Genomic DNA, 26,972 nt, shown 5'->3' on the forward strand with positions numbered 1-26,972 from the left:
CCCCTCAATCACCCCGCAAGCACCAGGAGCCCCCGGGCATGGACATCCGCATCGAGAACCTCTGCATTTCGTACGGCAACCAGCGCGTCATCGACGGCCTGAGCCTGGATATTTCCCCCGGCGCCTTCTTTACCTTGCTGGGCCCCAGCGGCTGCGGCAAGACCACCCTGCTGCGCGCCATCGCGGGCTTTACGCCCATTGCGTCCGGCAATCTGCTGTTCGGCGGGCGCGACGTGACCCGCCTGCCGGCGCACCAGCGCAACATCGGCATGGTGTTCCAGGACTACGCATTGTTTCCCAACCGCAGCGTGTTCGACAACGCCGCTTACGGTCTACGCGCAAGAAAAGTGGCGCCCGCCCTGATCCAGCAAAGAGTGACCTCGGCGTTGGACCGCGTGGGGCTGGGGCAATACGCGGCAAGGCTGCCGGCCGAACTATCCGGCGGCCAGCGACAACGCGTGGCGCTCGCCCGCGCGCTGGTCATTCAGCCGCAAGTACTGCTGATGGACGAACCGCTGTCGAACCTGGATGCCAAGCTGCGGATCCAGGTGCGCCAGACGATCGCCGAACTCCAGCGCGAGGCCGGCATCACCACCGTTTTCGTCACCCACGATCAGGAAGAAGCGCTGGCGCTATCCGATCAGATCGCCGTCATGCAGCAGGGGCGCGTGGCGCAGCTCGGCACACCACGCGACATCTACAGCGCGCCTGCCAGCGGCTATGTGGCGGACTTCATCGGCGCGGCCAATCTGCTGCCCGTGCAGTGCCACGCGCTTGAAACCGGGCCGGTGCATTTACAGGTGGACGGGCACGCCGTGGCCGCGCACGCCCCCGTGCCCGTGGCGGGGCAGGCCGTGCTGGTGGCGCGCCCCGAAGACATCCTGCTGTCCACCACGCCGGGCGCCGGGGTGCCCGCGCGGATCCTGGCGCAGCAGTACCTGGGCATCAAGACCAACTACCGCGTCGAACTGCCCAGCGGCCGCCATATGAACGTGGACGTGCACGGCGACCCGATCGCCGCGCTTGCGCGAGGAACCGAGGTCGATCTGGTATTCAACCCGCAAAAAACCCTGGTGTTGGCATCATGAAGCGCCTGGCCCCCATCTTGCGGTCGCCCTGGACCTGGTTGTCGCTGGCGGTACTGGCGGTGCTGCTGGTGTTCCTGGTCTGGCCCGTGCTGAATATCCTGTCGGCCAGCGTGCTGGCGCGCAGCGACGAAGGCCTGTCCGGCTGGCAGATCATGCTGTCGGATCCGCGTTACCCGCGCGCCATCGGCAACACCTTGCTGCTGGGCGCGGGCGTGACGCTGCTGGCCGTCGCCATCGGTGTGCCGCTTGCGTACCTGACGGCGCGCCACCGCTATCCCGGTAAAGCGCTGGTGTCGATCCTGCCGCTGATCACGCTCATCATTCCCGAAGTCATCGGCGCGCAGACCTGGCTGATGATCCTGGGCAATAACGGCGTGCTGACGCGCGCGCTGCGTGATGGGCTGGGGCTGGACCCGCCCTCCTTCTATGGCTGGCCCGGACTGCTGACGGTCATGACCTTCACGTATTACGCGTACATCTACATCGGTACGCTGGCCGCCATCCGCGGCTTTGACGCGCAGCTTGAAGAGGCCGCCCAAAGCCTGGGCACGTCGCCGCCCGTATCACGCCTGAAAGTCATGGCGCCGGTGGTGATGCCCGCCGTGCTGGCCAGCGCCCTGCTTGTCTTCACCATGGTCGTGGGCAACTTCGCTACGTCGATGATTCTTGGGCACCGCGTCGAACTGCTGTCGGTGTTGACCTATCAGGCGTCGGTGTCCGAAACAGGCAGCGACCCGGTCATGCAAAGCACGCTTGCCACCACGTCGATCGGCCTGGTGATGCTGGCCCTGTTCCTGCAACGCTGGATTGTGTCGCGCGGTCGTTATGAAATCACCCAGGGGCGTGCCGCCCCCGAGACGCCGATACGGGGGCCGGGCGGGCTGGCGATGGCGGGCGCGGCGCTGGCCGTGATGGCGCTGTCCATGCTGCCGCTGGGCACACTGGCCGTCGGCGCGTTCACCCGCGCGCACGGCCCCGTCATGCGCTGGGGCGAATGGACGGTTGCGCATCTGGAACGGGTGCTGATCAACGCCCCGGGCCCGGTGCTCAACTCCGTTTTGTTCGCAGGCGCCGCCACGCTGATCGCCATCGCCTTCAGCACCCTGGCCAGCTACCTGATCGTCAAGAAGCGCAACGTGTTGACGCCCTGGCTGGACTACCTCAGCTCCATTCCGCTGGCGCTGTCCGGCACGGTGATCGGCATTGGCCTGTTGATGACCTTCGGCCATGGCGCCTTCGACCTGTCCGGCACCGCTTCACTGATCGTGCTGGCCTACATCGTGCGGCGGCTTCCCTTTGGCGTGCGCAACGCTTCGTCCACGCTGTTCAACCTGCCCGACTCCATTGAAGAGGCGTCCATCAGCCTGGGGGTGCCGCCATTGGCGTCCTTCATCAAAGTGGTGCTGCCCTTGATGGCGCCCGCCATCGCGGCTGCCGCCGTGCTGACCTGGACCACCAGCGTCTCGGAACTGAGCGCCTCGGTCATCGTGTATTCGCCCGGGCATGAAACGCTGCCCATCCAGATTTTCCGCTTGATCGACAGCGGCCTGATGGCGCAGGCATCGGCCTACGGCCTGGTGCTGATCACGGTGATCCTGGCGCCCGTGCTGCTGGCCACCCGCGTCTTCAACATCCGGCTCTTTGCCTGAGACCGGCTCATTCACCTTCCCATCAAAGGAATCGCCATGATCCAGCTTCCCGCTTTCAACCGACGCCAGATGCTCAAGCTGCTGGCCGCCACCGGCGGCATCGGCGCCCTGCCCACCCAGGCGCTGGCCCAGCGTGCCGAAAAGGTCGTCCTGTACACCACGCTGAACGCGCAGTCCGTCGAGACCGCCAGCGACATCGCGCGCGACGTGCTGCCCCATATCAAACCCAGCACCGTTGCAGGCGGCAGCAGCCAGTTGCTCAAGCGGATCGAAGCCGAAGCCGGCCAGCCCAAGGGCGACCTGTTCTGGACATCCAGCGCCAACGTCATGCATGGCTACCGCGCCCTGTTCGAGCCCTACCGCTCTGAACATATCGCCGCCATTCCCGACGATCTGCACGGCCCCGACGATCTCTGGATGGCCGCCAACCTTCACATCGTGGTCGGCATGGTCAACGCGCGGCACGTGCCCGGCGCCGCGCCGACGTCGTGGGCGGACCTGACCGACCGTCGCTTCAAAGGCAAGATCATCATTAGCGACCCCGGCAACAGTTCCACCGCCTTCACCGCCTTGTGGGGCATCGAGCGCGTGCTGGGCACCGAAGGCTTGAGAGCGCTGGCGCGCAACGTCACCGTGTCCAGCGCGGCCTCGCATGTGGTGCGCAGTGTTGGCCAGGGCGAATACGCCGTGGGCATCACTTTCGAGTCCACGGCCTACCCCTATGTGGCGGGCGGCCAGAAAGAGATCGGCATCATGTACCCCACGGACGGCACCTTCACCGTGGCCGACAACATGGCCATGGTAAAGAACGCGCCCAACCCGGAAGCCGCCAAGCGCATGTACGACTTGCTGCTGTCGCGCGAGATGCAATTGGCCTTGCTGCAAAACGCCTACCGCCGCCCCAGCCGCAACGACATCGACGTCAGCAAGCACCTGGATATGCCGCCGCTTGCCGACATCAAGATCGTGCCGGTGGACGAAGCCGAAGCGGCGGCTGGCCGCGAAGCCTTTCTTGCACGGTGGCGCGCCTACCTCGCGCAGTCGCGCAGCACCTGACTGCTTACCAGCGATAACGCAGGCTGGCCTTGACCGAACGCTGGTAGCCATACCAGCACCAGGAATCCCCCGAGCAAGACGCGATGTATTCCTTGTCGAACAGGTTCTGGACGTTCAAGGCCACCTGCATGCCCTTCAACGACGGCGACACACGGCCAAGGTCATAGTCCAGCATCAGGTCGACCAGCGTCACGGACGGTACCTTCATCGTGTTGGTCTCATTGACAAACGACGAGCCGATGTAGCGCACGCCGCCGCCCACGCCCATGCCCGCCAACGGTCCGTCCTGCAGTTGATAGCGCGCCCATGCGGACGCCTGCTGAGACGGCACGCCGGCCGGCGATTTGTCCTTCAGGTTCAAGCCCGCCAGGTTGGGGTTGGCCTTGGAGTACTCGTTGTTCATCAAGGAATACGCGGCCACCACCGTCAGGCCCCGCATCGGTTCGCTCTTGGCTTCCAGTTCGATACCCTGCGTGCGCAGCTCGCCCGCCTGGATCGAGCACCGGCCACCGGCAGTGCCGCAGATGTGCGTGGGATCCGGATCCGTCGTGGTCATGTTTTCGCGACGGATGTCGAACGCCGCGAACGACAGCAGGGTTGCGCTGCCAGGCGGCTGGTACTTGATGCCGACCTCGTACTGATTGCCCTCGATGGGCTTGAACGGCGTGTTCTGCCAGCCCGTGCCCGACTGCGGCTCGAACGATTCCGAATAGCTGAAGTACGGCGCGACGCCGTTGTCGAAGTTGTAGATCACGCCCAGGCGGCCCGTGAACTTCTCGGCATTCAAGGAAGACGGCGCGACGCGGCCGGTGGCAATCGTCGTGGTCTCACCCACGTTGCGAGACCAGTCGTAGCGTCCGCCCAGCAGCACCGACAAGCGATCAATCTTGATCTGGTCCTGGAAGTACAGGCCCGCCTGGTACTGCGTGGAGGTGGCGTCCGTCGAGAACGCGGGGGTGGCGATGCGCTGGTGATTGTCCGGGTTAAGTACATACAGCGGCGGCGCGCTGCCATAGCCCGCCAGCGTGTCGGTCTTCACGTGCTGATAGTCAAAGCCCAGCAACGCCGTGTGGCCGAAGCGGCCGGTATTGAAACGCGCCTGCAGATTGTTGTCGATGGTCAGCGCGCCCACGTCCACGTCCGTGGCAATGGATGCGCGCTGCTGGTACAGGTAGCGCTTGTCCGTGTAGCCGTAGTTGTTCGTCATGGCGCCATAGACGCTGCGGTACTGAGCCTCGGACCGCGTCCAGCGCAGGCTTTGCGTGGCCTTGAACGTGTCGTTGAAGCGATGGTCCAGCACATAACCCAGCGAATAGCTCTTGCGATCGCTCTTTTCGAAATTGGCGTCGCCGTCGTAGTAGTTGGCCGGAAGGCGGATGCCGTCCGGCGCCGACAGCAGCGTGCGCATGGCGGGCACGGTGCCGTAAGAGCCCATGTCCGGATCGCGTTGGAAGTTGGTCAGCACCGTCAGCGAGGTGTCGCCATTGGGCTTCCACGTAAAGGCCGGCGACACGAAATAGCGCCGTTCCTTGGTGTCCTTGACCTGGCCGTCCGACATATAGCCCGCGCCGACCAGGCGATACAGGTACTTGCCTTCCTCGTCCATGGGGCCGCCAAAGTCAAAGTTGGCGCGGCGGTAATCGTAGTTGCCGACCTGCACCTCGACTTCGCGTAGCGTCTCTTCCAACGGACGCTTGCTGACCTGGTTCACCACGCCGCCCGGGCCGCCCTGGCCATACATGACCGAGGCGGGTCCCTTCAACACGTCCACGCGCTCCAGGCGGTAGGCGTCCACTTGCGGCAAGGCGTCACGGCCGCCGAACACGCGCAAGCCGTCCAGATAGGACGACGCCGAAAAGCCACGCACGCTGAACTGGTCCAGGCGCGTGGCGGTGGCGCCGCGCGATTCAGTGGCCACACCCGCCGTATATCGCAAGACCTGGTTCAGCGTTTGCGCGCCTTGCTCCTTGATCTGTTCGCGCGTGATCACCGACACCGATTGCGGCGTTTCGATCAGCGGCGTGTCGGTCTTGGTGGCGCTGACGCTGGCGCTGGCCACATAGCCCACGGTGGGCGCCAACGCGCTTTCCGACATGCCCGACACCGTCACCGGCGCCAGCACATGCGCGTCGCCCGAGACCGGCGCGGGCGCCAGCGTCCAGGTATTGCCCGACTGCGCACGCGCCTGCAGGCCGCTGCCCGACAGAATCCGCGCAAAGCCCGCACCGACCGAATAGGTGCCGTTCAGCCCATCGGAATGACGGCCGCGCACCAACGCCGGGTCGAACGACAGCACCACGCCCGCCGTGCGCGCAAACTGCGTCAGCGCATCGGCCAGGGCGCCGGCGGGAATCTGGTAGCCGCGCTGCGCGTTGACGGAGACTGGGGCGGCGGCGGGCGCGGATTGCGCCCACACGGCGGGCATACCGACGGCAAGAGCGCCCGCGCAGGTGGCGGTCAGCACAGCCTTGCGGCCAGCCGTCAATGTGGCGCGCATGCGCGGTTGAGATGAAGCAGACACGAAACTCTCCCTGTACGGTGATCTATCTCTGCCTTTCCGTACGGGAAACGAAAACCTGCAATGCGTCGGGCAAAAAAGTTTGTAACGGTCAGATCTGGCGTGGTCCGACCTGCAACCAGTACTGGGTGTGCCGACTGACGCTAATGGGTAGCGCGGGTTCAAGCGCCCTGAGCGCGCGTTCGGCATCGTCCAAGGGAAAGACGCCTGATAGCCTCAGCCCTGCGACGGCCGGGTCCACCCGAATCACACCCACGCGCTGGCGCGCCAGATGGCGCGCGAAGTCATCCAGACGCCATTCCTTGGCGACCACCAAGCCGTCCACCCAGGCCAGGCGGTCCGGGTCCGAGGCCTTGCGCACGACGTCATGCGCGTCTGAGAAAGCCAGGCGTTCGCCCGCGCTGGCTTGGGTCCAGGCCCCATCGCGCAGCAAAGCGACGCTGCCCTCGTACACGCCCAAGCGCGAATCCGTATCCGTGCGTCGCAGATCAAAGCGGGCTCGCTCGGCTCGCAATTCGCCATGGCCCGAGTCCACGCGCAACGCGTCAACGCCCGGACGCGGCTCGGTGTCGACCAGCATCTCGCCGCGCAACAGATCAATGCCACGCTCGCTGCCCGACACATGCACGCGCACCGCGCTGTCGCTGTTCAAGATGATGCGCAAGCCGTCGGCCAACGCCACGCTGCGGCGTTCGCCCACGCGCGTGCTCAAGTCTGCCGTCAGGCGCTGCCAGGGCGTGTGCCGATAGCCCGCCCACCCCATCGCGGAAATTGCGCTAACCCCGAGCAGCGACCGCAATACCGCGCGGCGCCCCGAAGACGCCGGGGCATTCAGCGCCGCATGCGCCAGCGGCGCAGGCACCCGCCGCGCGTCGCGGCCGATCGCTTCCAGGCGTTCCCAAGCCTGCCGGTGCGCGGCATCCGCTTCCAGCCAGGCGCGACAGGATTCCCGGTCGTGCGCGTCGGCCACGCCGCTTTGCAGCTTGGCCCACCAGGCAATGGCCTGGCGCACGACCGGGTCCGGCGGCATGCCGTGCGCGGCGTTATTCATAGAACGCCGCATAGCACGCGGTCATCGCGCGCACCATGTACTGTTGTACGGAACTCAGGGAGACGCCCAGGCGTTGTGCGATGTCGGGATAGGTCAGCCCATCCAGCTGCGACATCAAGAACGCGGCTCGGGCCTTGGGAGGCAGGCCGTCCAGCAAGTGGTCCAGACGCACCAGCGCCTGCAGTTGTTCGGCCTGCGTCTCGGGTGACGGCGCATAAGCCTGCGGCAGCGTGGAAAGATAGCCAAGGTAGGCGTATTCCAGCGCGGCGTGGCGCTGGTGGTCCACCACCAGCCCCTTCGCAATCGTGGTCAACAAGGCGCGCGCGTCATGGGCGCGCACGGCTTTGCGCCCCTGGATCACCCGCACGAACACATCCTGCGCCAGGTCTTCCGCGCGGTGGTCGCAGCCCAGCTTGCGGCGCAGCCAGCCGAACAGCCAGGGGCGATGCTCGCGGTAGAGACTATCAACGCGGCTATCGACGAGCCCGTCAACGGACGCGATGACGGCGTCGGCACACGGGGCCGATGAGGAGAGCAAGGGGGAAGGCACGATTGAGACGGCGGTGCGGGACCTGAAGTCTCAAAATGTTAATTGATAATGACTTGCATTACCAATGCTATCTTCAGGCGGCCCGCGCCATGCGGGCCGCTTGCGGCATTACTACAACGTCGCCGTCGACCGGCGTTCGGATTCCAGGTATTCGCGCGACTGCATTTCCAGAATGCGCGACACGGTGCGATGGAATTCATTGGCCAGCGCGCCTTCCGTGTAGATCTCTTCAGGTTCGCACTCGGCCGACATGATGAGCTTGACGCGGTGGTCATAGAACACGTCGATCAACCACGTGAAGCGACGCGCCTCGGACGCCTGGCGCGGCCCCATCTTCGGCACGCCGGACAAGATCACGGCATGGAAGCGGCTGGCCAGTTCCAGATAATCATTCTGCGAACGCGGGCCGCCGCACAGCGTGGCGAAGTCGAACCACACCACCGCGCCCGCCAGCGCCACCGCGCGAATTTCGCGGTGCTCGATGTGCAGCAGGGGTTCTTGCGGCGGCGTATCGGCCAGGCTGTCGAAGGCCTTTTGCAGCGCGGCTTGCGCGCGCTCGTCCAGCGGCGTGTGATAGCACTGCACCTGCTCGAGCGAACGGCGGCGGTAGTCCACCCCGGCGTCCACATTCAGCACGTCCATGCGCGACTGAATCAACTTGATCGCGGGCAACACGCGGTCGCGGTGCAGGCCGTCGGTGTACAGCGTGGACGGCTCGTAGTTGGACGTCATGACGAACGACGTACCGTACTCGAACAGCTTCAACAGCAGCCGGTGCAGGATCATGGCGTCCGCCACGTCCGACACATGGAATTCGTCAAAGCAGATCAGGCGATAGCGTTTGGCGACTCGCTTGGCCACCTCGTCCAGCGGGTCCTGCATGCCCTTCACTTCTTCCAGCTCGCGATGCACGCCGCGCATGAATTCGTGAAAGTGCAGCCGCGCCTTGCGCACGACCGGCACGGTGGCATAGAAGGCATCCATCAGGAAGCTCTTGCCGCGCCCCACTCCGCCCCACAGATACACGCCGCGCGGCACATCGGGGCGGTTCAGCAGCTTCTTCAGCGCGTTCGAGCGCATCGACTTGAACTTGACCCATTCGTCGTAATAGCGCTGCAAGCGGTCGATAGCCTGCTTTTGCGCGGCATCGGGCTTGTAGCCACGTTCGGCCAAGGCGTGTTCGTAGTATTCGCGGACGTTCATGGGGACTTAGTTCAACCAAGCAAAATGAAAAAAGGGCGGGTCCTTGAACCCGCCCCCTGTCTAGCTCCGGTCAAGCACGCTTAGAAGTTCAGCGCGCGCTTGTCCACGGCCAGAGCGGCTTCCTTCACGGCTTCCGACAGAGTCGGGTGCGCGTGGCAGATGCGGGCGATGTCTTCGGCGGCGCCACGGAATTCCATGATGGTCACGGCTTCCGAGATCAGCTCCGAGGCCATCGGGCCCACAATGTGCACGCCCAGGACTTCGTCGGTCTTGGCATCGGCAATCACCTTGGCAAAGCCGGTAGTGTCGCCCAGCGCGCGGGCGCGGCCGTTGGCCAGGAACGGGAAGCTGCCGGCCTTGTACTCGCGGCCTTCGGCCTTGAGTTGTTGCTCGGTCTTGCCAACCCAGGCGATTTCCGGCGACGTGTAGATGACCCACGGCACGGTGTCGAAGTTGACGTGGCCATGCTGGCCGGCGATGCGCTCGGCAACCGCCACGCCTTCTTCCTCGGCCTTGTGCGCCAGCATCGGGCCGCGCACCACGTCACCCACTGCCCAGACGTTTTGCAGGTTGGTCTTGCAGTCGCCGTCCACGGCCACGAAGCCGCGTTCGTCCAGCTTCAGGCCCACGGCGTCGGCGTTCAGGCCGCCGGTGTAGGGCACGCGGCCGATCGAGACGATCAGCTTGTCGACCACCAGCTTCTGCTCGGCGCCCTTGGCGTCGACGTAGGGCACGGTCACCGACTTGGCGGTGGCCTTGATCTCGCCGATCTTCACGCCCATCTGGATGTTCAGGCCTTGCTTGGTGAACGCCTTCAGCGCTTCCTTGGCCACTTGGCCGTCAGCGGCGGCCAGGAATTCCGGCATCGCTTCCAGAATGGTCACTTCCGAACCCAGGCGGCGCCACACGCTGCCCATTTCCAGGCCGATCACGCCGGCGCCGATCACGCCCAGCGTCTTCGGCACGGCGCCGATGTTCAGTGCGCCGTCGTTGGACAGCACGACCTTTTCGTCGAACGGCAGGCCGGGCAGTTCGCGCGCGGACGAACCCGTCGCCACCACCACGTGCTTGGCGATCAGGTCTTCTTCGGCGGTGCCGGTGACCTTGATGGCCCAGCCGCCTTCCACTTGGCCGCTGAACGCGCCCTTGCCGTGGAAGAAGGTGACCTTGTTCTTCTTGAACAGGTACAGGATGCCGTCGTTGTTCTGCTTGACCACCGTGTTCTTGCGGCCGATCAGCGTGTCGAGCTTCAGGCTGACGCCCTTGACTTCGATGCCGTGCTCGGCGAAGTGGTGGTTGGCTTGTTCAAAGTGCTCGGACGATTGCAGCAGCGCCTTGGACGGGATGCAGCCGACGTTGGTGCAGGTGCCGCCGGGAGCCGGGCCGCCTTGGCCGTTTTGCCAGGCGTCGATGCAAGCGACCGACATGCCCAGTTGGGCTGCGCGAATGGCGGCGATGTAGCCGCCAGGGCCTGCGCCGATCACGACGACGTCAAATTGTTTGGACATAGTGTTCTCGCGGATGAGTGTGGGGTGGAACACGCCCCGCCCGACGTTTGCGAGCCGGAGGCAGGCAGAGAGCCTGCCGGGGCGCCGCGGGCCGGAAGGCCCGGAGCGGCGCCGCGCGGGGCGTCGAGATTACAGGTCCAGCAACAGGCGCTGCGGATCTTCCAGGGCGTCCTTCATGGCGACCAGGCCCAGCACGGCTTCGCGGCCGTCAATGATGCGGTGGTCATAGGACAGGGCCAAGTAGTTCATCGGACGGATGACGATCTGGCCATTTTCGACAACAGCGCGATCCTTGGTGGCGTGCACGCCCAGGATGGCCGATTGCGGCGGGTTGATGATCGGGGTCGACAGCATCGAACCGAACACGCCACCGTTGGAGATCGAGAACGTGCCACCGGTCATTTCTTCAATGCCCAGCTTGCCGTCAGCGGCGCGGCGACCGAAGTCGGCGATGGTCTTTTCGATTTCAGCGATGGACAGTTGGTCGGCGTTGCGCAGGATCGGCACCACCAGGCCACGCGGGCTGCCGACAGCGATACCGATGTCGAAGTAGCCGTGATAGATGATGTCCTTGCCGTCGATCGACGCGTTGATCAGCGGGTACTTCTTCAGCGCGGCCACAGCGGCCTTGACGAAGAACGACATGAAACCCAGCTTGATGCCGTGTTCCTTTTCGAACTTGTCCTTGTACTTGCTGCGCAGATCGATGACCGCTTGCATGTTCACTTCGTTGAACGTGGTCAGGATTGCGTTTTCTTGTTGCGATTGCAGCAGGCGCTCGGCGATGCGGGCGCGCAGGCGGCTCATCGGCACGCGCTGTTCCGGACGGCCGTCCAGGGACAGCGTGGTCGGGGCCGGAGCGACCGGGGCCTTGGCCGGAGCAGCCTTGGCGGCGGGAGCCGAAGCGGCCAGGGCGTCGCCCTTGGTCACGCGGCCGTCGCGGCCGGTGCCCGACACGGAAGCGGCGTCAACGCCCTTCTCGGCCAGGATCTTGGCGGCGGCGGGCGATGCCACGCCGGCAGCGGCCGACGAGGCCGGCGCAGCGGCGGGAGCGGCGGGGGCTTGCTCGGCAGCCTTGGGGGCTTCGGCCGGGGCGGTCGCGGCGGCGGCGGCCTTGGCGGCGGTGTCGATACGGGCCAGCACTTCGCCCGAGGTCACGGTGCTGCCATCGCCCTTGACGATTTCAGCCAGCACGCCCGAAGCGGGAGCCGGCACTTCCAGCACAACCTTGTCGGTTTCGACTTCGATCAGGATTTCGTCCGCTTCAACGGCAGCGCCCGGCTGCTTCTTCCAGGTCAGCAGGGTCGCTTCGGAGACGGATTCGGAAAGTTGGGGGACAACGACGTCGGTAATAGCCATTTTGTTTGTTCCGTAAAGTTTGTGTTCTGGTCACGCTGCGCGGCAAGGTTCGAAACCGGGTTCCAAAACGCTTGCCGCGCGCGGCGCGTGCATCAAGTCAGCGTTACTTCGTCAACATGACCTTGAACTTGGGCGCGAAAGCCGTTTCGATCAGGGCCTTCTGCTGCTCCTGGTGCTTGGCCAGGTAGCCCACGGCCGGCGATGCCGACGCGGCGCGGCCGGCGTAGCCCAGCTTCTGGCCTTCCACCATGTTCTCGTACACGTGATGCTGAACGTAGAACCAGGCGCCTTGGTTCTGCGGTTCGTCCTGAACCCAGATCACTTCGGTGGCCTTCGGGTACTTGCGCAGTTCGGTCTCGAACGCCTTGTGCGCAAACGGGTACAACTGCTCGACGCGGACGATGGCGACGTGGTCGGCGCCACGCTCGCGGCGGGCGTTGACCAGGTCGTAGTACACCTTGCCCGAGCAAGCCAGAACGCGCTTGACCTTGCTGGCGTCGATGGCCTCGTCGACTTCACCGATCACCGGCTGGAAGCTGCCGCCGGCCAGGTCGGTCAGGGGCGAACCCGCGTCCTTGTTGCGCAGCAGCGACTTCGGCGTGAACAGCACCAGCGGCTTGCGGAACGGGCGGATCATCTGGCGGCGCAGAACGTGGAAGATCTGCGAGGCAGAGGTCGGCTGGACCACTTGCATGTTGTTGTCGGCGCACAGTTGCAGGAAGCGCTCGATGCGGCCCGACGAGTGCTCGGGGCCTTGGCCTTCGTAGCCGTGCGGCAGCATCAGGGTCAGGCCCGACTGGCGGCCCCACTTGGCTTCGCCGGAGCTGATGAACTGGTCGATCACGACCTGGGCGCCGTTGACGAAGTCGCCAAACTGGCCTTCCCAGATGGTCAGCGTGTTCGGTTCAGCGCTGGAGTAGCCGTATTCAAAGCCCAGCACCGCCTCTTCGGACAGCACGGAGTCGATGACGGTGAACGGCGCCTGGCCGTCCGACACGTTCTGCAGCGGAATGTAGGTGCCGTCGTTCCAGCGTTCGCGGTTCTGGTCGTGCAGCACGGCGTGGCGGTGCGTGAACGTGCCACGGCCCGAATCCTGGCCGGTGATGCGGATGGCGTAGCCCGAGGACACCAGGGTGGCGAAGGCAAGGTGTTCGCCCATGCCCCAGTCCAGGTTCAGTTCGCCCTTGGCCATCGTGCGGCGGTCGTTCAGCAGCTTGGCGACCAGCGGGTGCACCGTGAAGCCTTCCGGAACCGTCGTGATGCGTTCGCCGATGCGCTTGAGTTCAGCCAGCGGCACGGCGGTGTCGGCCTGGTCGGTCCACTTGGCGCCCAGGAACGGCGACCAGTCGATGGCGTACTTGCTCTTGTAGTCGGTCAGCACGGGTTCGATCGTGCGCTGGCCGTCTTCCATCAGTTGACGGTAGTCCTTGACCAGTTGATCGGCTTCGCCTTCGGCCAGCACGCCTTGCGTGGTCAGCTTGTCGGCGTACAGCTTGCGCGTACCGGGGTGATGGCCGATGCGCTTGTACATCAGGGGCTGCGTCAACGACGGGGTGTCTTGCTCGTTGTGGCCCAGCTTGCGGAAGCAAACGATGTCCACGACGATGTCGTGACGGAATTGCAGGCGGTAGTCCAGAGCCAGCTTGGTGACGAACACCACGGCTTCGGGGTCGTCGCCGTTGACGTGGAACACCGGGGCTTCGATCATCTTGACCACGTCGGTGCAATACAACGTCGAACGCGAGTCACGCGGGTCGGACGTGGTGAAGCCGATCTGGTTGTTGATGACGATGTGCAGCGTGCCGCCCGTACCGTAGCCGCGGGTTTGGGCCAGGTTCAGGGTTTCCATCACCACGCCTTGGCCGGCGAAAGCCGCGTCGCCGTGCACCAGCACCGGCAGCACGGTCTTGCCTTCGGCGTCGCCGCGGCGTTCCTGGCGAGCGCGCGCGCTGCCTTCGACCACGGGGTTGACGATTTCAAGGTGGGACGGGTTGAACGCCAGCGACAGGTGGACCGGGCCGCCACGGGTGGACAGGTCGGACGAGAAGCCGTTGTGGTACTTCACGTCGCCGTCGGTCAGGCCTTCAGCGTGCTTGCCTTCGAACTCGGCGAACAGGTCGCCGGGCATCTTGCCCATGATGTTCACAAGCAGGTTCAGGCGGCCGCGGTGGGCCATGCCGACCACGATTTCCTGGACGCCGTTTTCACCGGCGTGGTTCACCACTTCGTCCATCGAGGCGATGAAGCTTTCGCCGCCTTCCAGCGAGAAGCGCTTCTGGCCGACGTACTTGGTGTGCAGGAAGCGCTCGAGCCCTTCGGACTCGGTCAGTTGCTGCAGGATGTGGCGCTTTTCTTCGGCCGAGTAGGCCGGCGCGCCCAGCGTGGTTTCCAGGCGTTCCTGGATCCAGCGCTTGGCGGCGGGGTCGGAGATGTGCGTGAATTCAGCACCGATGCTGCGGCAATACGTGTCGCGCAGCGCCTTCAGGATGTCGCGCAGCGTCATGGTGCTGGCGGTCGTGAAGTAGGTGTTGGTGGCCGAGTAGGTTTGGTCCAGGTCGGCTTCGGTCAGGCCGTAGAAGGCCGGATCCAGTTCGGGGATCGGCGGGCGCTCTTGGCGCTTGAGCGGATCCAGGTCGGCCCAGCGCGAGCCCAGCGAGCGGTAGGCGGCAATCAGCGATTGCACAGACACCTGCTTGCTGGCGACGCTCAGATCGGGTTCAGCCGTGCGTTGCACAAAGGCATTGGCCTTCGCGCGCTGGGCGAACGATTCGACGATGGGAGCATGGGCCTGGTCACGAGTGGACTCTTGGCCGTCGGTAGCGGGAGCGTGCTGCAACTGGTCGAAATATTCGCGCCAGTTATCAGGAACCGAACCGGGATTGTCGAGGTAGGCTTCGTAAAGCTCCTCAACATATGGCGCGTTACCGCCAAAGAGATAAGACGTGGATAGAGATTCTATTTCCGAAGACATATCGCTTCACCTTTACGAGTGCTTCACTCGACACGATGCAGGAAAAACCTTCCGCGACACGGGCTTCCCGTTTAGCGGATCGCAGGGGGCAGAAGGCGCGTACAAGCCTTGAAAGCCGTATGCCGAGCAGTATAACCCTTTGAGTTTACGGGCGTCTTCAGACATTTTTGTGGTGCAAAAAGCCCTTTCGGAATGCCTGCATGCGGCCGCGGAATGTCCAGCCAACCCCTGACATTGCGACGTCTACACGCCACCAATTTCTGCCATTCCAAAATGCCGCAGTGCGTCATTGCTGAGCACTTCGATGCGCGAGTGTTGCGCATTAGCCGCGTCACACCGGCAAGGCCGTCGTCGACAAGATCTCTTTCAACACAAAAAAGGTGCGAATCTGGCGTACGCCGGGCAGCTTGATGATCTCGCCCGCATGCAGCTTGTTGAAGCGTTCCAGGTCGCGTATGCGCAGCATCAGGAAGTAGTCGAACTCGCCCGCCACCAGGTGGCATTCCAGGCAGCCGCTGATGCCGCGCGCCGCTTCCTCGAAGTCGGTGAAGGAATCCGGCGTGGACCGGTCCAGCACCACTCCCACGATGACCAGCGTGGCCATGTCGACCTCGGCGGGTTCAAGCAACGCCACCGTCTTTTTGATGATGCCTTCGGCCTTCAGCTTTTCCACGCGCCGCAAGCAGGCCGCAGGACTCAGGTGGACGCGCGCGCTCAGATCCAGGTTGGTGATCTGCGCGTCGTCCTGCAAGACGCGAAGAATGTGCCGGTCGATACGGTCCAGTCCAGAAAGCGCGGCCATTTAATACGTCCCCAAAAATATTATCTGGTTAATGTCGAGTCTGAAAAAATATTAAATCGAAAATCTGATTAGCCATCGATTTTTATATTCCATTTGGTCTTCAATACGCAATTGACCACTTCCACCCGCAATTCCTATGATTTTTCCCATCCGAGCCTCACTCGCCGGCCGGAATGCCTTCATCAGGAGCCCGCATGGATCTGCAACGATTTCCCCGACATCGCCTGACCTTCGGCGACACCCCCATCGAAAAACTTGAACGCCTGTCCGCGCATCTGGGCGGCAAGGTCGACATCTACGCCAAGCGCGAAGACTGCAATAGCGGCCTGGCGTTTGGCGGCAACAAGCTGCGCAAGCTGGAATACCTGATCCCGCAAGCGCTGGAGCAAGGTTGCGACACGCTGGTCACTATCGGCGGCATTCAATCCAACCACACTCGCATGGTGGCCGCGGTGGCCGCCAAGCTGGGCCTGGCCTGCGTGCTGGTGCAGGAAAACTGGGTGGACTATTCCGACGCCGTCTACGACCGCGTGGGCAACATCATGATGAGCCGCCTGATGGGCGCCGACGTGCGGCTGGTGGACCAGGGCTTTGACATCGGCTTTCGCCGCAGTTGGGAAGAGGCGCTGGAAGACGTGCGCAAACGAGGCGGCAAGCCCTACGCCATTCCCGCCGGCGCGTCCGATCACGAACTGGGCGGCCTGGGCTATGTGGGCTTTGCCGAGGAAGTGCGCCGCCAGGAAGCCGACCTGGGCTTCAAGTTTGACTACATCGTGGTCTGCGCCGTCACTGGCAGCACGCAGGCCGGCATGGTGGTGGGCTTTGCGGCGGACGGCCGGGCCAACCGCGTGATCGGCATCGACGCATCGGCTACGCCCGAGCAAACCCGCGCGCAGATCCTGCGCATCGCGCGCCGCACCGCGGATATGGTGGGGCTGGAAGCAGGCATCGCCGACAGCGACGTGGTGCTGGATACGCGCTACGCCTACCCCGCGTACGGCTTGCCGTCGGCCGAAACCAACGACGCCATCCGCACCTGCGCGCGGCTGGAGGGCATGATGACCGACCCGGTTTACGAGGGGAAGTCCATGCAGGGCATGATGGATCTGGTTCGCCGAGGCGAGATTCCGGCTGGGTCGAAGGTTCTGTATGCGCACCTGGGAGGGGTGCCGGCGATCAACGCCTACAGCTTTCTGTACCGCAACGGCTGACGCCGACGGCCCGCCCGCCGGCTTCGGGGCGATGGGCTGGCCGGCGGGCGACTTGCGCTGACCGGCCCCACCCCGGCTACCGGGTCTTTGCGCCGGCCTGGAACCACGCGCCGATCAACGCGCGTTCGTCGTCGGTCATGCCGGTGGAATTGGCCATCGGCATGATTTTCGACACAACCACTTGCTGGTACACGGCCTGGGCGTGGACCGCGATCTGCTCAGCGGAATCCAGGCGCACGTTCTTCATCTGCACCTGCTCGCCGTGGCAAAGCAGGCAGCGTTGGTCGAACACATGGCGTACCTCTGCAAACGCCACCTCGGCGGGCGCGGCCACCGCCGCCGATGCCGCCACGGGCGCGGGCCGCATCCACGCAATGGTCAAGCCCAGCACCGCCAAGCCCAGCAACACATACGGCAGCGGGTTGCGTGCGTTGCCCAGCTTGAAACGATGGCGCACCACGAAGAACTGGCGTATCGCCGCACCGCCAAGCATGATCAGCAGCAGCACGATCCAGTTGTAGTGATGGGTATAGGTGAAGCTGTAGTGGTTGCTCATCATGGTGAACACCACCGGCAGCGTGAAGTAGGTGTTGTGCACGCTGCGCTGTTTGCCGCGCTGGCCATGAACCGGGTCGACCGGCTTGCCCGCGCGCATCGCCGCCACGTTCTTGCGCTGTCCGGGGATGATCCAGAAGAACACGTTGCCGCTCATGGTGGTGGCCATCATTGCGCCAACCAGCAGGAACGCGGCCCGGCCCGCGAACCAATGGCAAGCCAGCCAGGACGCCAGGGCGATGAATACCGCGACCAGCACGCCCACGATGGTGTCGCCATGCTTGCCCCGGCCGAACAAACGACAGATGCCGTCGTAGACAATCCAGAACACGACGAAGAACGCCAGCGCCACCGCCACGGCGGTGCCGGGCTGCCAATCCATTTTCGACCGGTCAATCAGATAGGTGCTGGCATTCCACAGGTACGACACGGTGAACAGCGCGAAGCCGGTCAGCCAGGTGCTGTAGCTTTCCCAGAACGACCAATGCAGATGTTCGGGCAGCTTCTTGGGCTGCACCGCGTACTTCTGCATGTTGTAGAAGCCGCCGCCGTGTACCGCCCATTGCTCGCCACCCACGCCCTTGTCGAGCGACTCGGCGTCTTGCGGCTTTTCAAGGCTGTTGTCCAGCATCACAAAGTAGAACGAGGTACCGATCCACGCGATGCCGGTAATGATGTGGGCCCAACGCAGCAACAGGTTGACCCAATCCAGGTAATAGCTTTCCATCCACGCCCCCGCAGTGGGCGGGCCTTGACAGGCTCCGCCGCACTGCCTACCACCGCGGGCGCTGTAAGCAGAGATAGATCGCGCACAAGGCCTGGTTGATAAGCCCCGCACCGCTGCGATCGAGATCCGCGAAATTGTATGCAGGTTTTGTTTACAAAGCTACGGAAGGCTGGCCGTCCTGGCATCAGGAATACCCTGATGCCGGCCTAGGGCCATCATGACCCACGATAGGTGGAATAGCTCCAGGGGCTGACCAGCAGCGGAACGTGATAGTGCTGATCGGCATGCGCCACGCCAAAATCCAGACTGACCAGGTTCAGGAAATTGGGCTCGGGCAAGGCCACCCCGCGGGCCTTGAAGTAACCGGCCACATCGAACACGAGCCGGTAGGTGCCTACCTTCAGCTCTGCGTCGTTGAACAGCGGTTGGGCGCTGCGGCCGTCGTGGTTCAAGGTGAACTGGCTGAGCAGCGTGGCCGAAGCGCCGTCGGTGCGAGGTCCGGTGGAATACAGCGCAACCGCCATGCCCTCGGCCGGGCACCCGTGCATGGTGTCGAGTACGTGTGTGGTCAATCCCATGATGTCTCCTGTGCGTCGGGCGGTGTGCCCGGTGATCTTATGGTTATCCTTAATGATGTACATAAATTGTATACAGCTAATTGCTTTCCAGCTATTGTTTAGCCCATCATGAAACCGTCCGCCCACCCGCGCCCTGCCGCGCTTATCGGCTTGGTGCCCCACGGCTTTGTGCCCCACGGCTCTGTGCCCCACCGCTCTGTGCCCATCCATTCATGAACACCTACGATTCCACGCTTCCGTACCCCCGCGACCTCGTCGGCTATGGCCGCAACCCGCCCCACGCGCAATGGCCGGGCCGGGCTCGCATCGCTGTGCAATTCGTTTTGAATTACGAAGAAGGCGGCGAAAACAGCGTGCTGCATGGCGACCCAGGCTCCGAACAATTCCTGTCGGAAATGTTCAACCCCGCCAGCTACCCCGACCGCCATCTCAGCATGGAAGGCATCTATGAATATGGGTCGCGTACCGGCGTGTGGCGCATCCTGCGCGAATTCGAAAAACGGCAACTGCCGCTGACGGTATTCGGCGTGGGCATGGCCTTGCAGCGCCATCCCGAACTGACGGCAGCATTCACCGAACTGGGCCACGAAATCGCCTGCCATGGCTGGCGATGGGTGCACTACCAGAACGTGGACGAAGCCACCGAGCGCGAACACATGCGCCTAGGGATGGACGCCATCACGCAGTTGACGGGCACGCGGCCGCTGGGCTGGTACACCGGGCGCGACAGCCCCCGCACGCGCCGTCTGATGGCGGACTACGGCGGTTTCGAATACGACAGCGACTACTACGGCGACGACCTGCCCTTCTGGATGCAGGTACAAAAAAGCGACGGCGCCGTCGTGCCGCAATTGATCGTGCCCTACACGCTGGACTGCAACGACATGCGCTTTGCCCTGCCCCAGGGTTACTCGCACGCCGACCCGTTCTTCCAGTACCTGAAAGACAGTTTCGACGTGCTCTACGCCGAAGGCGATGACGCGCCCAAGATGCTCAGCATCGGCATGCATTGCCGGCTGCTGGGGCGCCCGGGCCGCATCACGGCGTTGCAACGGTTTCTGGACCACATCGCCAGCCACGACCGCGTCTGGGTGTGCCGCCGCCTGGATATCGCCCGGCACTGGAAAGCCACCCATCCCTACCTTCCCAACCATTGAGCGCGACAACCATGCCCCACACGCTGGAACAACTCAATGCCGCCACGCCCGAGGCGGCGCTAGCCATCCTTGACGGCCTGTACGAACATTCGCCGTGGATCGCGCGGGCAGCGTTGGCGGCGCGCCCTTTTCGGTCCCTGGCGCATCTGCAAGACCAGATGCGGCAGGTGCTGGACCAGGCCGATATCGAAGCGCAGTTGGCATTGATCCGCGCGCACCCGGAACTGGCCGGCCGCGCCATGCTGCAAAACAGCCTGACCGCGGAATCCACCAACGAACAAGACCAAGCGGGGCTCACGCATTGCTCGCCGGACGAACTGGCGCGCTTGCAGCAACTGAACACCGACTACAACGCCCGCTTCGGCTTTCCCTTCATCCTGGCCGTGCGCGGCGCGCGCGGCACGGGTCTGAACCGACAGCAGATCATCGATGAATTCGCGCGCCGGCTCGACAACCCGCCCGACGTCGAACGCCAGGAAGCGCTGCGCAACATCCACCGCATCGTCGAGATCCGCCTGGCGGATAAATTCGGCGTGGACCTGAGCCTGGGTAACGATATCTGGGACTGGCAGGAACGCCTCAGCATCCATAGCGACCCCGGCTACGCCGAGAAGGGCCAGCTTACCGTCACCTATCTGACCGAGGCGCACCGCGCCTGCGCGCAACGCATATCGCACTGGATGCGCGACTGCGGCTTCGACGAAGTGGAAATCGACGCGGTGGGCAACGTGGTGGGCCGCTACCGCGCCGACCACGCCGACGCCCCCACGCTGATGACCGGCAGCCATTACGACACCGTGCGCAACGGCGGCAAATACGACGGCCGCCTGGGCATCTTCGTGCCCATGGCCTGCGTGCGCGAACTCCACCGCCAGGGCCGCCGCCTGCCCTACCACCTGGAAGTGATCGGCTTTGCCGAAGAGGAAGGCCAGCGCTACCGCGCCACCTTCCTGGGATCCGGCGCACTGATCGGCCACTTCAAACCCGAATGGCTGGACCAGCAAGACGCCCAGGGCGTCACCATGCGCGACGCCATGCTGCATGCGGGCCTGTGCATTGACGACATCCCCAAGCTGCGCCGCGACCCGTCGCGCTACCTGGGCTTTGTCGAAGTCCACATCGAACAAGGCCCGGTGCTGTACGAAATGGGCCTGCCGCTGGGCATCGTCACGTCCATCAACGGCAGCGTGCGCTACCAGGCGCAGATCTTCGGCATGGCCTGCCATGCGGGCACCACGCCCATGAATCGGCGCCGCGATGCGGCCACCGCAACGGCCGAGCTGGCCTTGTATGTGGAACAGCGCGCGGCGCGTGACGGCGATTCGGTCGGCACCATCGGCATGCTGGAAGTGCCCAACGGATCCATCAACGTGGTGCCGGGCGAATGCCGCTTCAGCCTGGACCTGCGCGCCCCCAGCGATCCGCAACGCGACGCGCTGGTGAACGACGTGCTGGCCGAACTTGACGCCATCTGCCAACGCCGCGGCCTGCGCTATGCGCTGGAAGAAACCATGCGCGCCGCGGCCGCGCCCAGCGCGCCCGCGTGGCAACAGCGCTGGGAACGCGCCGTCGATGCGCTGGGCGTGCCGGTGCATCGCATGCCCAGCGGCGCCGGGCACGACGCCATGAAGCTGCACGAAGTCATGCCCCAAGCCATGCTTTTCGTGCGCGGCCAGAACCACGGCATCAGCCACAACCCCCGCGAATCCACCACCCGAGACGACATCCAACTGGCCGCGCAAGCCATGCAAGGCCTGCTGGACGATCTTGCCAACGACATCAAACGCTAAAACGCCATGACTGACTACGCCCGACTAGACGCCTGGGTCGACGCCCACTTCGACGAGCAGGTGCGCTTCCTGCAATCGCTGGTGCGCGTACCCACCGACACACCGCCCGGCAACAACGCCCCGCACGCGGTCCGCACCGCCGAACTGCTCAAGGAAATGGGCCTTGAAGCCGAAGCCCACGCCGTTCCAACGCAAGAGGTGCGGGACTACGGCATGGAATCCATCACCAACCTGATCGTGCGGCGCGAGTACGGCCCGGGCAGGCGCGTGGCGCTGAACGCCCACGGCGACGTGGTGCCCCCCGGCGACGGCTGGCAGCACGACCCCTATGGCGCTGAAATCGAAGACGGCAGCCTGTACGGCCGCGCCGCCGCCGTCAGCAAAAGCGACTTCGCCAGCTTCACCTATGCCGTGCGCGCATTGGAAGCCGTGGCCAAGCCCAGCCATGGCGCCGTTGAACTGCACTTTACGTATGACGAAGAATTCGGCGGCTTGCTGGGCCCCGGCTGGCTGCTGTCGCAAGGCCTGACCAAGCCCGACCTGATGATCGCCGCCGGGTTCAGCTATGAAGTGGTCACCGCGCACAACGGCTGCCTGCAAATGGAAGTGACGGTGCACGGCAAGATGGCGCATGCCGCCATTCCTTCAACCGGCGTGGACGCACTGCAAGGCGCGGTCAAGATCCTGAATGCGCTGTACGCACAAAACGCGCGCTACCAGGACATTACGTCGGACGTGCCCGGCATCAGCCATCCCTACCTGAATGTCGGACGCATTGAAGGCGGCACCAACACGAACGTGGTGCCCGGCAAGGTCAGCTTCAAGCTGGACCGTCGCATGATCCCCGAAGAAAACGCCGTTGAAGTGGAAGCGGATATCCGCCGGATCATCCAGGAGGCGGCGGCCGCCACGCCAGGAATAACGATCGACATCAAACGCCTGCTGCTGGCCAATTCGATGCGCCCGCTGCCGGGCAATCAGCCCCTGGTGGACGCCATCCAGAAGCATGGCGAAGCGCTCTTTGGCGAACCCATTCCCGCCATGGGCACGCCGCTCTATACCGACGTACGCCTGTACGGCGAAGCCGGCATTCCCGGCGTGATCTACGGCGCCGGCCCGCGCACCGTGCTGGAATCACACGCCAAGCGCAACGACGAACGCGTCGTGCTGGAAGACTTGCGCCGGGCCACCAAGGTCATCGCGCGCACCCTGTCGGACCTGCTTCAACCGGTCTGAGTTACGGCCACCTGAGTTTCGGCAACCCATGACGCCGCCCGCGCGCGGCGTCATGGCACATCACTGCCCACCACCGCCCCCTCTGCCGTACACCCCTAACTTTCCTACACAACGTAACTAATAATGTCTATTTGATTCGGGTTTTCCTCTATTTCGAGAACCCCGCCTGGCTGTATACATTCCCCGTACACAAGAACTGCTTTTCAGGATTTTCCCGACCGACATTTCACTCCGCCAGGAGACATTCCCATGCAGGCTGCATCGCCCGCGCCGTCCAGCGCGTCTCAAGACCTCCACCCCGTTGACCAGCGTCTGCCCTCGGGCAAACTGGCGGCGTTGGGCCTGCAACACGTGTTGGTGATGTATGCCGGCGCGGTGGCCGTACCGTTGATCGTCGGCCGCGCCTTGAACCTGACGCCCGACGAAGTCGCCATGCTGATCTCGGCGGACCTTTTCTGTTGCGGCCTGGTGACCTTGATCCAGACCCTGGGCGCCACGCAGTGGTTCGGCATCAAACTGCCCGTGATGATGGGCGTCACGTTCGCGGCGGTAGCCCCCATGGTGGCGATGGCCAACGCCAACCCCGGTCCGGGCGGGGCGCAATTGCTATTCGGGACCATCATCGGGGCGGGCATCATCTCCATCCTGGTCGCCCCGATGATCAGCCGCATGCTGCGCTACTTTCCGCCCGTGGTAACGGGCACCATCATCACGGTCATCGGCATCACCTTGATGCGGGTCGGCATCAACTGGGTGTTCGGCAACCCGTCCGGCCCCACCGCGCCCGTCATCGTGGACCCCATCTACGCAAAGTGGCTGGCCGACGTCACCTCGCCGGGCAGCGCCATTCCGCCCGTGCCCCAGGGTTTTGCCATCATGCCGTCGATGCCCAACCCGCGCTATGCGGACCTGACCGGCTTCGGCATCGCCGTGCTGGTGCTGACGTCCATCCTGCTGATCGTCAAATTCACGCGCGGCTTCATTGCCAACATCTCGGTGCTGCTGGGCATCGTGATCGGTGCCGTTGTGGCCTCGGCCACCGGCATCATGACGTTTGAAAAAATCGGCCAGGCAGACTGGTTCGACATCGTCCTGCCCTTCCATTTCGGCATGCCAAGGTTCGACCCCATGTTGATTCTGAGCATGGCGCTGATCATGGTGGTGGTGATGATCGAATCCGCCGGCATGTTTCTGGCGCTGGGCGAAATGACCGAGCGTGAGATCAGCCAGGAGAACATGGCGCGCGGGCTGCGCACGGACGGCCTGGGCACCCTTATCGGGGGCATCTTCAACACGTTCCCGTACACCAGTTTTTCTCAGAACGTGGGCCTGGTCGCGGTGACCGGCGTGAAAAGCCGCTTTGTGTGCGTGGCGGGCGGCATCATCCTGCTGGTGCTGGGCCTGCTGCCCAAGATGGCCGCGCTGGTGGAATCGCTGCCCACCGTGGTGCTGGGCGGCGCCGGCATCGTCATGTTCGGCATGGTGACCGCCACCGGCATCCGCATCCTGTCGGGGGTGGACTTCAAGGGCAATCGCCACAATTCCATGATCGTGGCGGTGTCGATCGGCATCGGCATGGTGCCGCTGATCGCGCCCAATTTCAAACAATGGATGCCGCACTCACTGCACACGCTGATCGAGTCCGGCATTCTGCTGGCGTCGCTGTCGGCCGTGCTGCTGAACCTGTTCCTTAACGGCGCCACGCATGACGAACGCGCCATCATCACCGCGGCACTGCAGGCCGAGGAACACTGATCGGGTTGTGGAGCATCGCGGCCGGGCCCCGTCGGGGCAGGCCGCGATGTGTTCACGAGGTCCGTCCGTTCACGGCCCCCAACTGTTCACCAGCCCGCCTCGTTCACAGCCCCCTCCGTCACCGGCCCTTTAAGCCAGGCGCATCACCCGACGCCAGAACATGACCGCCACCAGGACAAAGACGGCCAGGCCCAGATAAGACGCCGTAGCCGAGAAATCCTCGCCCGCGATCGCCAATGGCGCATCAGTACCGGCCGCGCCGATAATCCCCGCCATCAGCACGCCAACCAGGCTCTCGCCCACGATCAGACCCGAGGCGATCAGCACGCCGCGCCGGTTCGGCGCATCGGCGAATTGCTCATACGGGGTTCCGGCGGCGGCGGCACGGCGGCGCAAGGCCCGCTCCAGCAACCACGCCAGCACCGCACCCGCCACAATCGGCGCCGCCACGGTCGGCGGCAGGTAGATACCGATGCCAACGGCCAACACCGGAATGCGCGCCACGCGGCAGGTACGCTTGAGAATTTCGTCCACCACGATCAGCGCAACCCCCACGGCCATGCCGATCAGGATCATCGTCCAATTCAGTTGATGCGTGAAAATGCCGCGCGTAATCGCCAGCATCAGCGTGGCTTGCGGCGCCGACAGCGCTTGCGTGGGGTCCATGCCTTCGCGCGGCATCGCATCCGCGAAACCGTAGGCGTTGTAAAGCAGGTCCAGCACGGGTGAAATCACCGCCGCGCCCACCACGCAACCTATCAGCAGCGCCACCTGCTGGCGCCACGGCGTTGCGCCGACCAACCAGCCCGTCTTCAGGTCCTGCAGGTTGTCGTTGGAAATGGACGCTACCGCCACCACCGCCGAGGTGCTGAAGATCGACAGCGCAATCGCCATCTGCACACCGTTTTGCGCCTGGAGCAATTCGCCGCCCAGCGTCAGCATCAACAGCGACACCAGCACAATGGCCACGATGCCCACACCCGAAATCGGGCTGGTCGACGACCCCACCAAGCCCGCCATGTAGCCGCAGGCCGCGGCCACCAGGAAGCCGAACACAAAGGCAAACAACACGGCGTAGGCCACCAGTTTCCAGACGGCGCCGGCCGACACGGGCGCGCCCGACAGGAACACCTGGAAGGTGATGACCAAGACCGCCACCAGCACCAGCGTCACGATCGAAATCCAGCCCGCCGACAAGTCGCGTTCCGTACGCGGCGCCTGGCCCGCGCGGGCCGCGCCCGCTTTGGTCAACGCCGAAAACGAGGCTTTGACGCCGCGCGCCATGGGCACGAACAAGGTCGCCAGCGTCCAGATTGCGCCCACGCCTATCACGCCCGCGCCAATGAAGCGCACTTGCGACGACCACAGGCCGGTGGCGTACTGCGCCAGCGATTGCCCGGCCGGCATGTCGCCCATGGCGGTCAGCACGGGTACCGCAATGCCCCAGGAAATGATCAAACCGGTCAGCATGGCCAGGCCCGCCACGATGCCGATCAGGTAGCCCGCGCCCAGCAGCGCCAGCGAAAAGCCCATGGGCAGCCGGAACACCGCGCCGCCCAGCGCGAACCAGCCACTGACGCTGTCGCCCAGCACCCGCAAGCCGCTGGCCGCAAAGCTGACCACCGCGGCCACCACGCCCCCCGCGACGATATCGCCCATGCCGGTCGCGACGGGTTTGCCCACTGCCTTGCCCGCTGCATCGCCCTCGGCCGCATCCTGCGCCCGTTCGGCGCTGCCCACGCGCAGGATCTCGGCCGCCGCCACGCCTTCCGGGTACGGCAGGTTGCTCTGCACCACCATCACGTGGCGCAGCGGAATGGTGAACATCACGCCCAACATGCCGCCCGCGGCGCAAATGCCCAGCGTCTGCCAGAACGGAAAGCCCTGCCAGTGGCCCATCATGACCAGCGCCGGCAGGATGAAGATGATGGCCGACAGCGTGCCGGCCGCCGAGGCCTGCGTCTGCACCATATTGTTTTCGAGGATGTTGGCGTCCTTGAACAGGCGCAACACCGACATCGAGATGACCGCCGCCGGAATGGCGGACGAAAACGTCAGGCCCACCTTCAGCCCCAGGAAGACGTTCGAGGCCGTGAAGATCACGGTAATCAGGGCGCCCAGCAAAATGCCCCGGAACGTCAGTTCCGGTAGCGTGACGTTTGCCGGGACGCTGACGGGTTGAGTCATTGAAGTCTCCCGTTGTGAATG

Annotated in this window: 19 protein-coding genes; 8 read left to right on the forward strand and 11 right to left on the reverse strand. The window is 64.3% G+C overall.

Going from position 1 to position 26,972, the window contains the following annotated elements:
* Window positions 1-38: 38 nt before the first annotated feature.
* The 3 genes from CVS48_RS27765 to CVS48_RS27775 are packed head-to-tail and all read left to right on the forward strand — an operon-like array spanning window position 39 to window position 3,793.
* Complete coding sequence (locus CVS48_RS27765; protein ID WP_100857239.1) at window positions 39-1,088, forward strand: ABC transporter ATP-binding protein; 1,050 nt, start codon at window positions 39-41, stop codon at window positions 1,086-1,088.
* Window positions 1,085-2,737 (forward strand): ABC transporter permease, encoded by a 1,653-nt coding sequence (locus CVS48_RS27770; protein WP_100857240.1) that lies wholly within the window; start codon window positions 1,085-1,087, stop codon window positions 2,735-2,737. Before CVS48_RS27765 ends, CVS48_RS27770 begins: the two co-directional genes overlap by 4 nt.
* Before the next feature lie 36 nt (window positions 2,738-2,773).
* Entirely contained in the window at window positions 2,774-3,793 is a 1,020-nt protein-coding gene (locus CVS48_RS27775; RefSeq protein WP_100857241.1) for an extracellular solute-binding protein, read from the forward strand.
* A 4-nt stretch (window positions 3,794-3,797) separates the two neighbouring features.
* Here CVS48_RS27775 and CVS48_RS27780 read toward each other — a convergent pair whose 3' ends face one another.
* The 8 genes from CVS48_RS27780 to CVS48_RS27815 form a co-directional block, all read right to left on the reverse strand.
* Window positions 3,798-6,290 carry a TonB-dependent siderophore receptor gene (locus tag CVS48_RS27780; RefSeq protein ID WP_242001427.1) on the reverse strand — a complete coding sequence of 831 codons (2,493 nt, stop codon included), beginning with the start codon at window positions 6,288-6,290 and terminating at the stop codon, window positions 3,798-3,800.
* A 112-nt stretch (window positions 6,291-6,402) separates the two neighbouring features.
* Window positions 6,403-7,362, reverse strand: coding sequence for a FecR domain-containing protein (locus CVS48_RS27785; protein ID WP_100857243.1), 960 nt, complete (start codon window positions 7,360-7,362; stop codon window positions 6,403-6,405).
* Complete coding sequence (locus CVS48_RS27790) at window positions 7,355-7,864, reverse strand: sigma-70 family RNA polymerase sigma factor (RefSeq protein WP_242001426.1); 510 nt, start codon at window positions 7,862-7,864, stop codon at window positions 7,355-7,357. The genes CVS48_RS27785 and CVS48_RS27790 overlap by 8 nt, the downstream gene beginning before the upstream one ends.
* A gap of 159 nt (window positions 7,865-8,023) precedes the next feature.
* Window positions 8,024-9,115, reverse strand: a complete 1,092-nt coding sequence (zapE, locus tag CVS48_RS27795) for a cell division protein ZapE (protein ID WP_100857245.1) — start codon at window positions 9,113-9,115, stop codon at window positions 8,024-8,026.
* An 80-nt stretch (window positions 9,116-9,195) separates the two neighbouring features.
* On the reverse strand, window positions 9,196-10,623 hold the full coding sequence (gene lpdA / locus CVS48_RS27800) for a dihydrolipoyl dehydrogenase (RefSeq protein ID WP_100857246.1): 1,428 nt from the start codon (window positions 10,621-10,623) through the stop codon (window positions 9,196-9,198).
* Between the two features lie 129 nt (window positions 10,624-10,752).
* Window positions 10,753-11,982, reverse strand: a complete 1,230-nt coding sequence (gene odhB, locus CVS48_RS27805) for a 2-oxoglutarate dehydrogenase complex dihydrolipoyllysine-residue succinyltransferase (RefSeq protein ID WP_100857247.1) — start codon at window positions 11,980-11,982, stop codon at window positions 10,753-10,755.
* 103 nt (window positions 11,983-12,085) lie between these two features.
* The gene (locus CVS48_RS27810) at window positions 12,086-14,953 is read right to left on the reverse strand and encodes a 2-oxoglutarate dehydrogenase E1 component (RefSeq protein WP_100857248.1); all 2,868 of its coding nucleotides are present in this window, start codon (window positions 14,951-14,953) and stop codon (window positions 12,086-12,088) included.
* A gap of 331 nt (window positions 14,954-15,284) precedes the next feature.
* Window positions 15,285-15,755 (reverse strand): Lrp/AsnC family transcriptional regulator, encoded by a 471-nt coding sequence (locus CVS48_RS27815; protein ID WP_100857249.1) that lies wholly within the window; start codon window positions 15,753-15,755, stop codon window positions 15,285-15,287.
* Between the two features lie 194 nt (window positions 15,756-15,949).
* Here CVS48_RS27815 and CVS48_RS27820 point away from each other — a divergent pair, with 194 nt between their 5' ends.
* On the forward strand, window positions 15,950-16,966 hold the full coding sequence (locus CVS48_RS27820; RefSeq protein ID WP_050449820.1) for a 1-aminocyclopropane-1-carboxylate deaminase: 1,017 nt from the start codon (window positions 15,950-15,952) through the stop codon (window positions 16,964-16,966).
* A gap of 76 nt (window positions 16,967-17,042) precedes the next feature.
* Here CVS48_RS27820 and CVS48_RS27825 read toward each other — a convergent pair whose 3' ends face one another.
* A complete protein-coding gene (locus tag CVS48_RS27825; protein WP_100857250.1) occupies window positions 17,043-18,248 on the reverse strand; it encodes a urate hydroxylase PuuD in 1,206 nt (401 codons plus the stop codon).
* A gap of 215 nt (window positions 18,249-18,463) precedes the next feature.
* Window positions 18,464-18,826 (reverse strand): hydroxyisourate hydrolase, encoded by a 363-nt coding sequence (uraH, locus tag CVS48_RS27830; protein ID WP_100857251.1) that lies wholly within the window; start codon window positions 18,824-18,826, stop codon window positions 18,464-18,466.
* 212 nt (window positions 18,827-19,038) lie between these two features.
* On the opposite strand from uraH, the gene puuE reads away from it, so the two are divergent.
* The 4 genes from puuE (at window position 19,039) to CVS48_RS27850 (ending at window position 24,764) form a co-directional block, all read left to right on the forward strand.
* Window positions 19,039-19,983: an allantoinase PuuE gene (gene puuE / locus CVS48_RS27835; RefSeq protein WP_100857252.1), complete on the forward strand. Its 945-nt coding sequence runs from the start codon at window positions 19,039-19,041 to the stop codon at window positions 19,981-19,983.
* 11 nt (window positions 19,984-19,994) lie between these two features.
* Window positions 19,995-21,773 (forward strand): 2-oxo-4-hydroxy-4-carboxy-5-ureidoimidazoline decarboxylase, encoded by a 1,779-nt coding sequence (gene uraD / locus CVS48_RS27840; RefSeq protein ID WP_100857253.1) that lies wholly within the window; start codon window positions 19,995-19,997, stop codon window positions 21,771-21,773.
* A gap of 6 nt (window positions 21,774-21,779) precedes the next feature.
* On the forward strand, window positions 21,780-23,009 hold the full coding sequence (locus CVS48_RS27845; RefSeq protein ID WP_100857254.1) for a M20 family metallopeptidase: 1,230 nt from the start codon (window positions 21,780-21,782) through the stop codon (window positions 23,007-23,009).
* A gap of 249 nt (window positions 23,010-23,258) precedes the next feature.
* On the forward strand, window positions 23,259-24,764 hold the full coding sequence (locus tag CVS48_RS27850; RefSeq protein ID WP_100857255.1) for a nucleobase:cation symporter-2 family protein: 1,506 nt from the start codon (window positions 23,259-23,261) through the stop codon (window positions 24,762-24,764).
* A 129-nt stretch (window positions 24,765-24,893) separates the two neighbouring features.
* On the opposite strand, the gene CVS48_RS27855 is transcribed toward CVS48_RS27850, so the two are convergent.
* Window positions 24,894-26,951: an OPT family oligopeptide transporter gene (locus CVS48_RS27855; protein WP_100857256.1), complete on the reverse strand. Its 2,058-nt coding sequence runs from the start codon at window positions 26,949-26,951 to the stop codon at window positions 24,894-24,896.
* Window positions 26,952-26,972 lie beyond the last annotated feature (21 nt).

The organism is Achromobacter spanius (assembly GCF_002812705.1).
Classification (GTDB): domain Bacteria; phylum Pseudomonadota; class Gammaproteobacteria; order Burkholderiales; family Burkholderiaceae_B; genus Achromobacter; species Achromobacter spanius.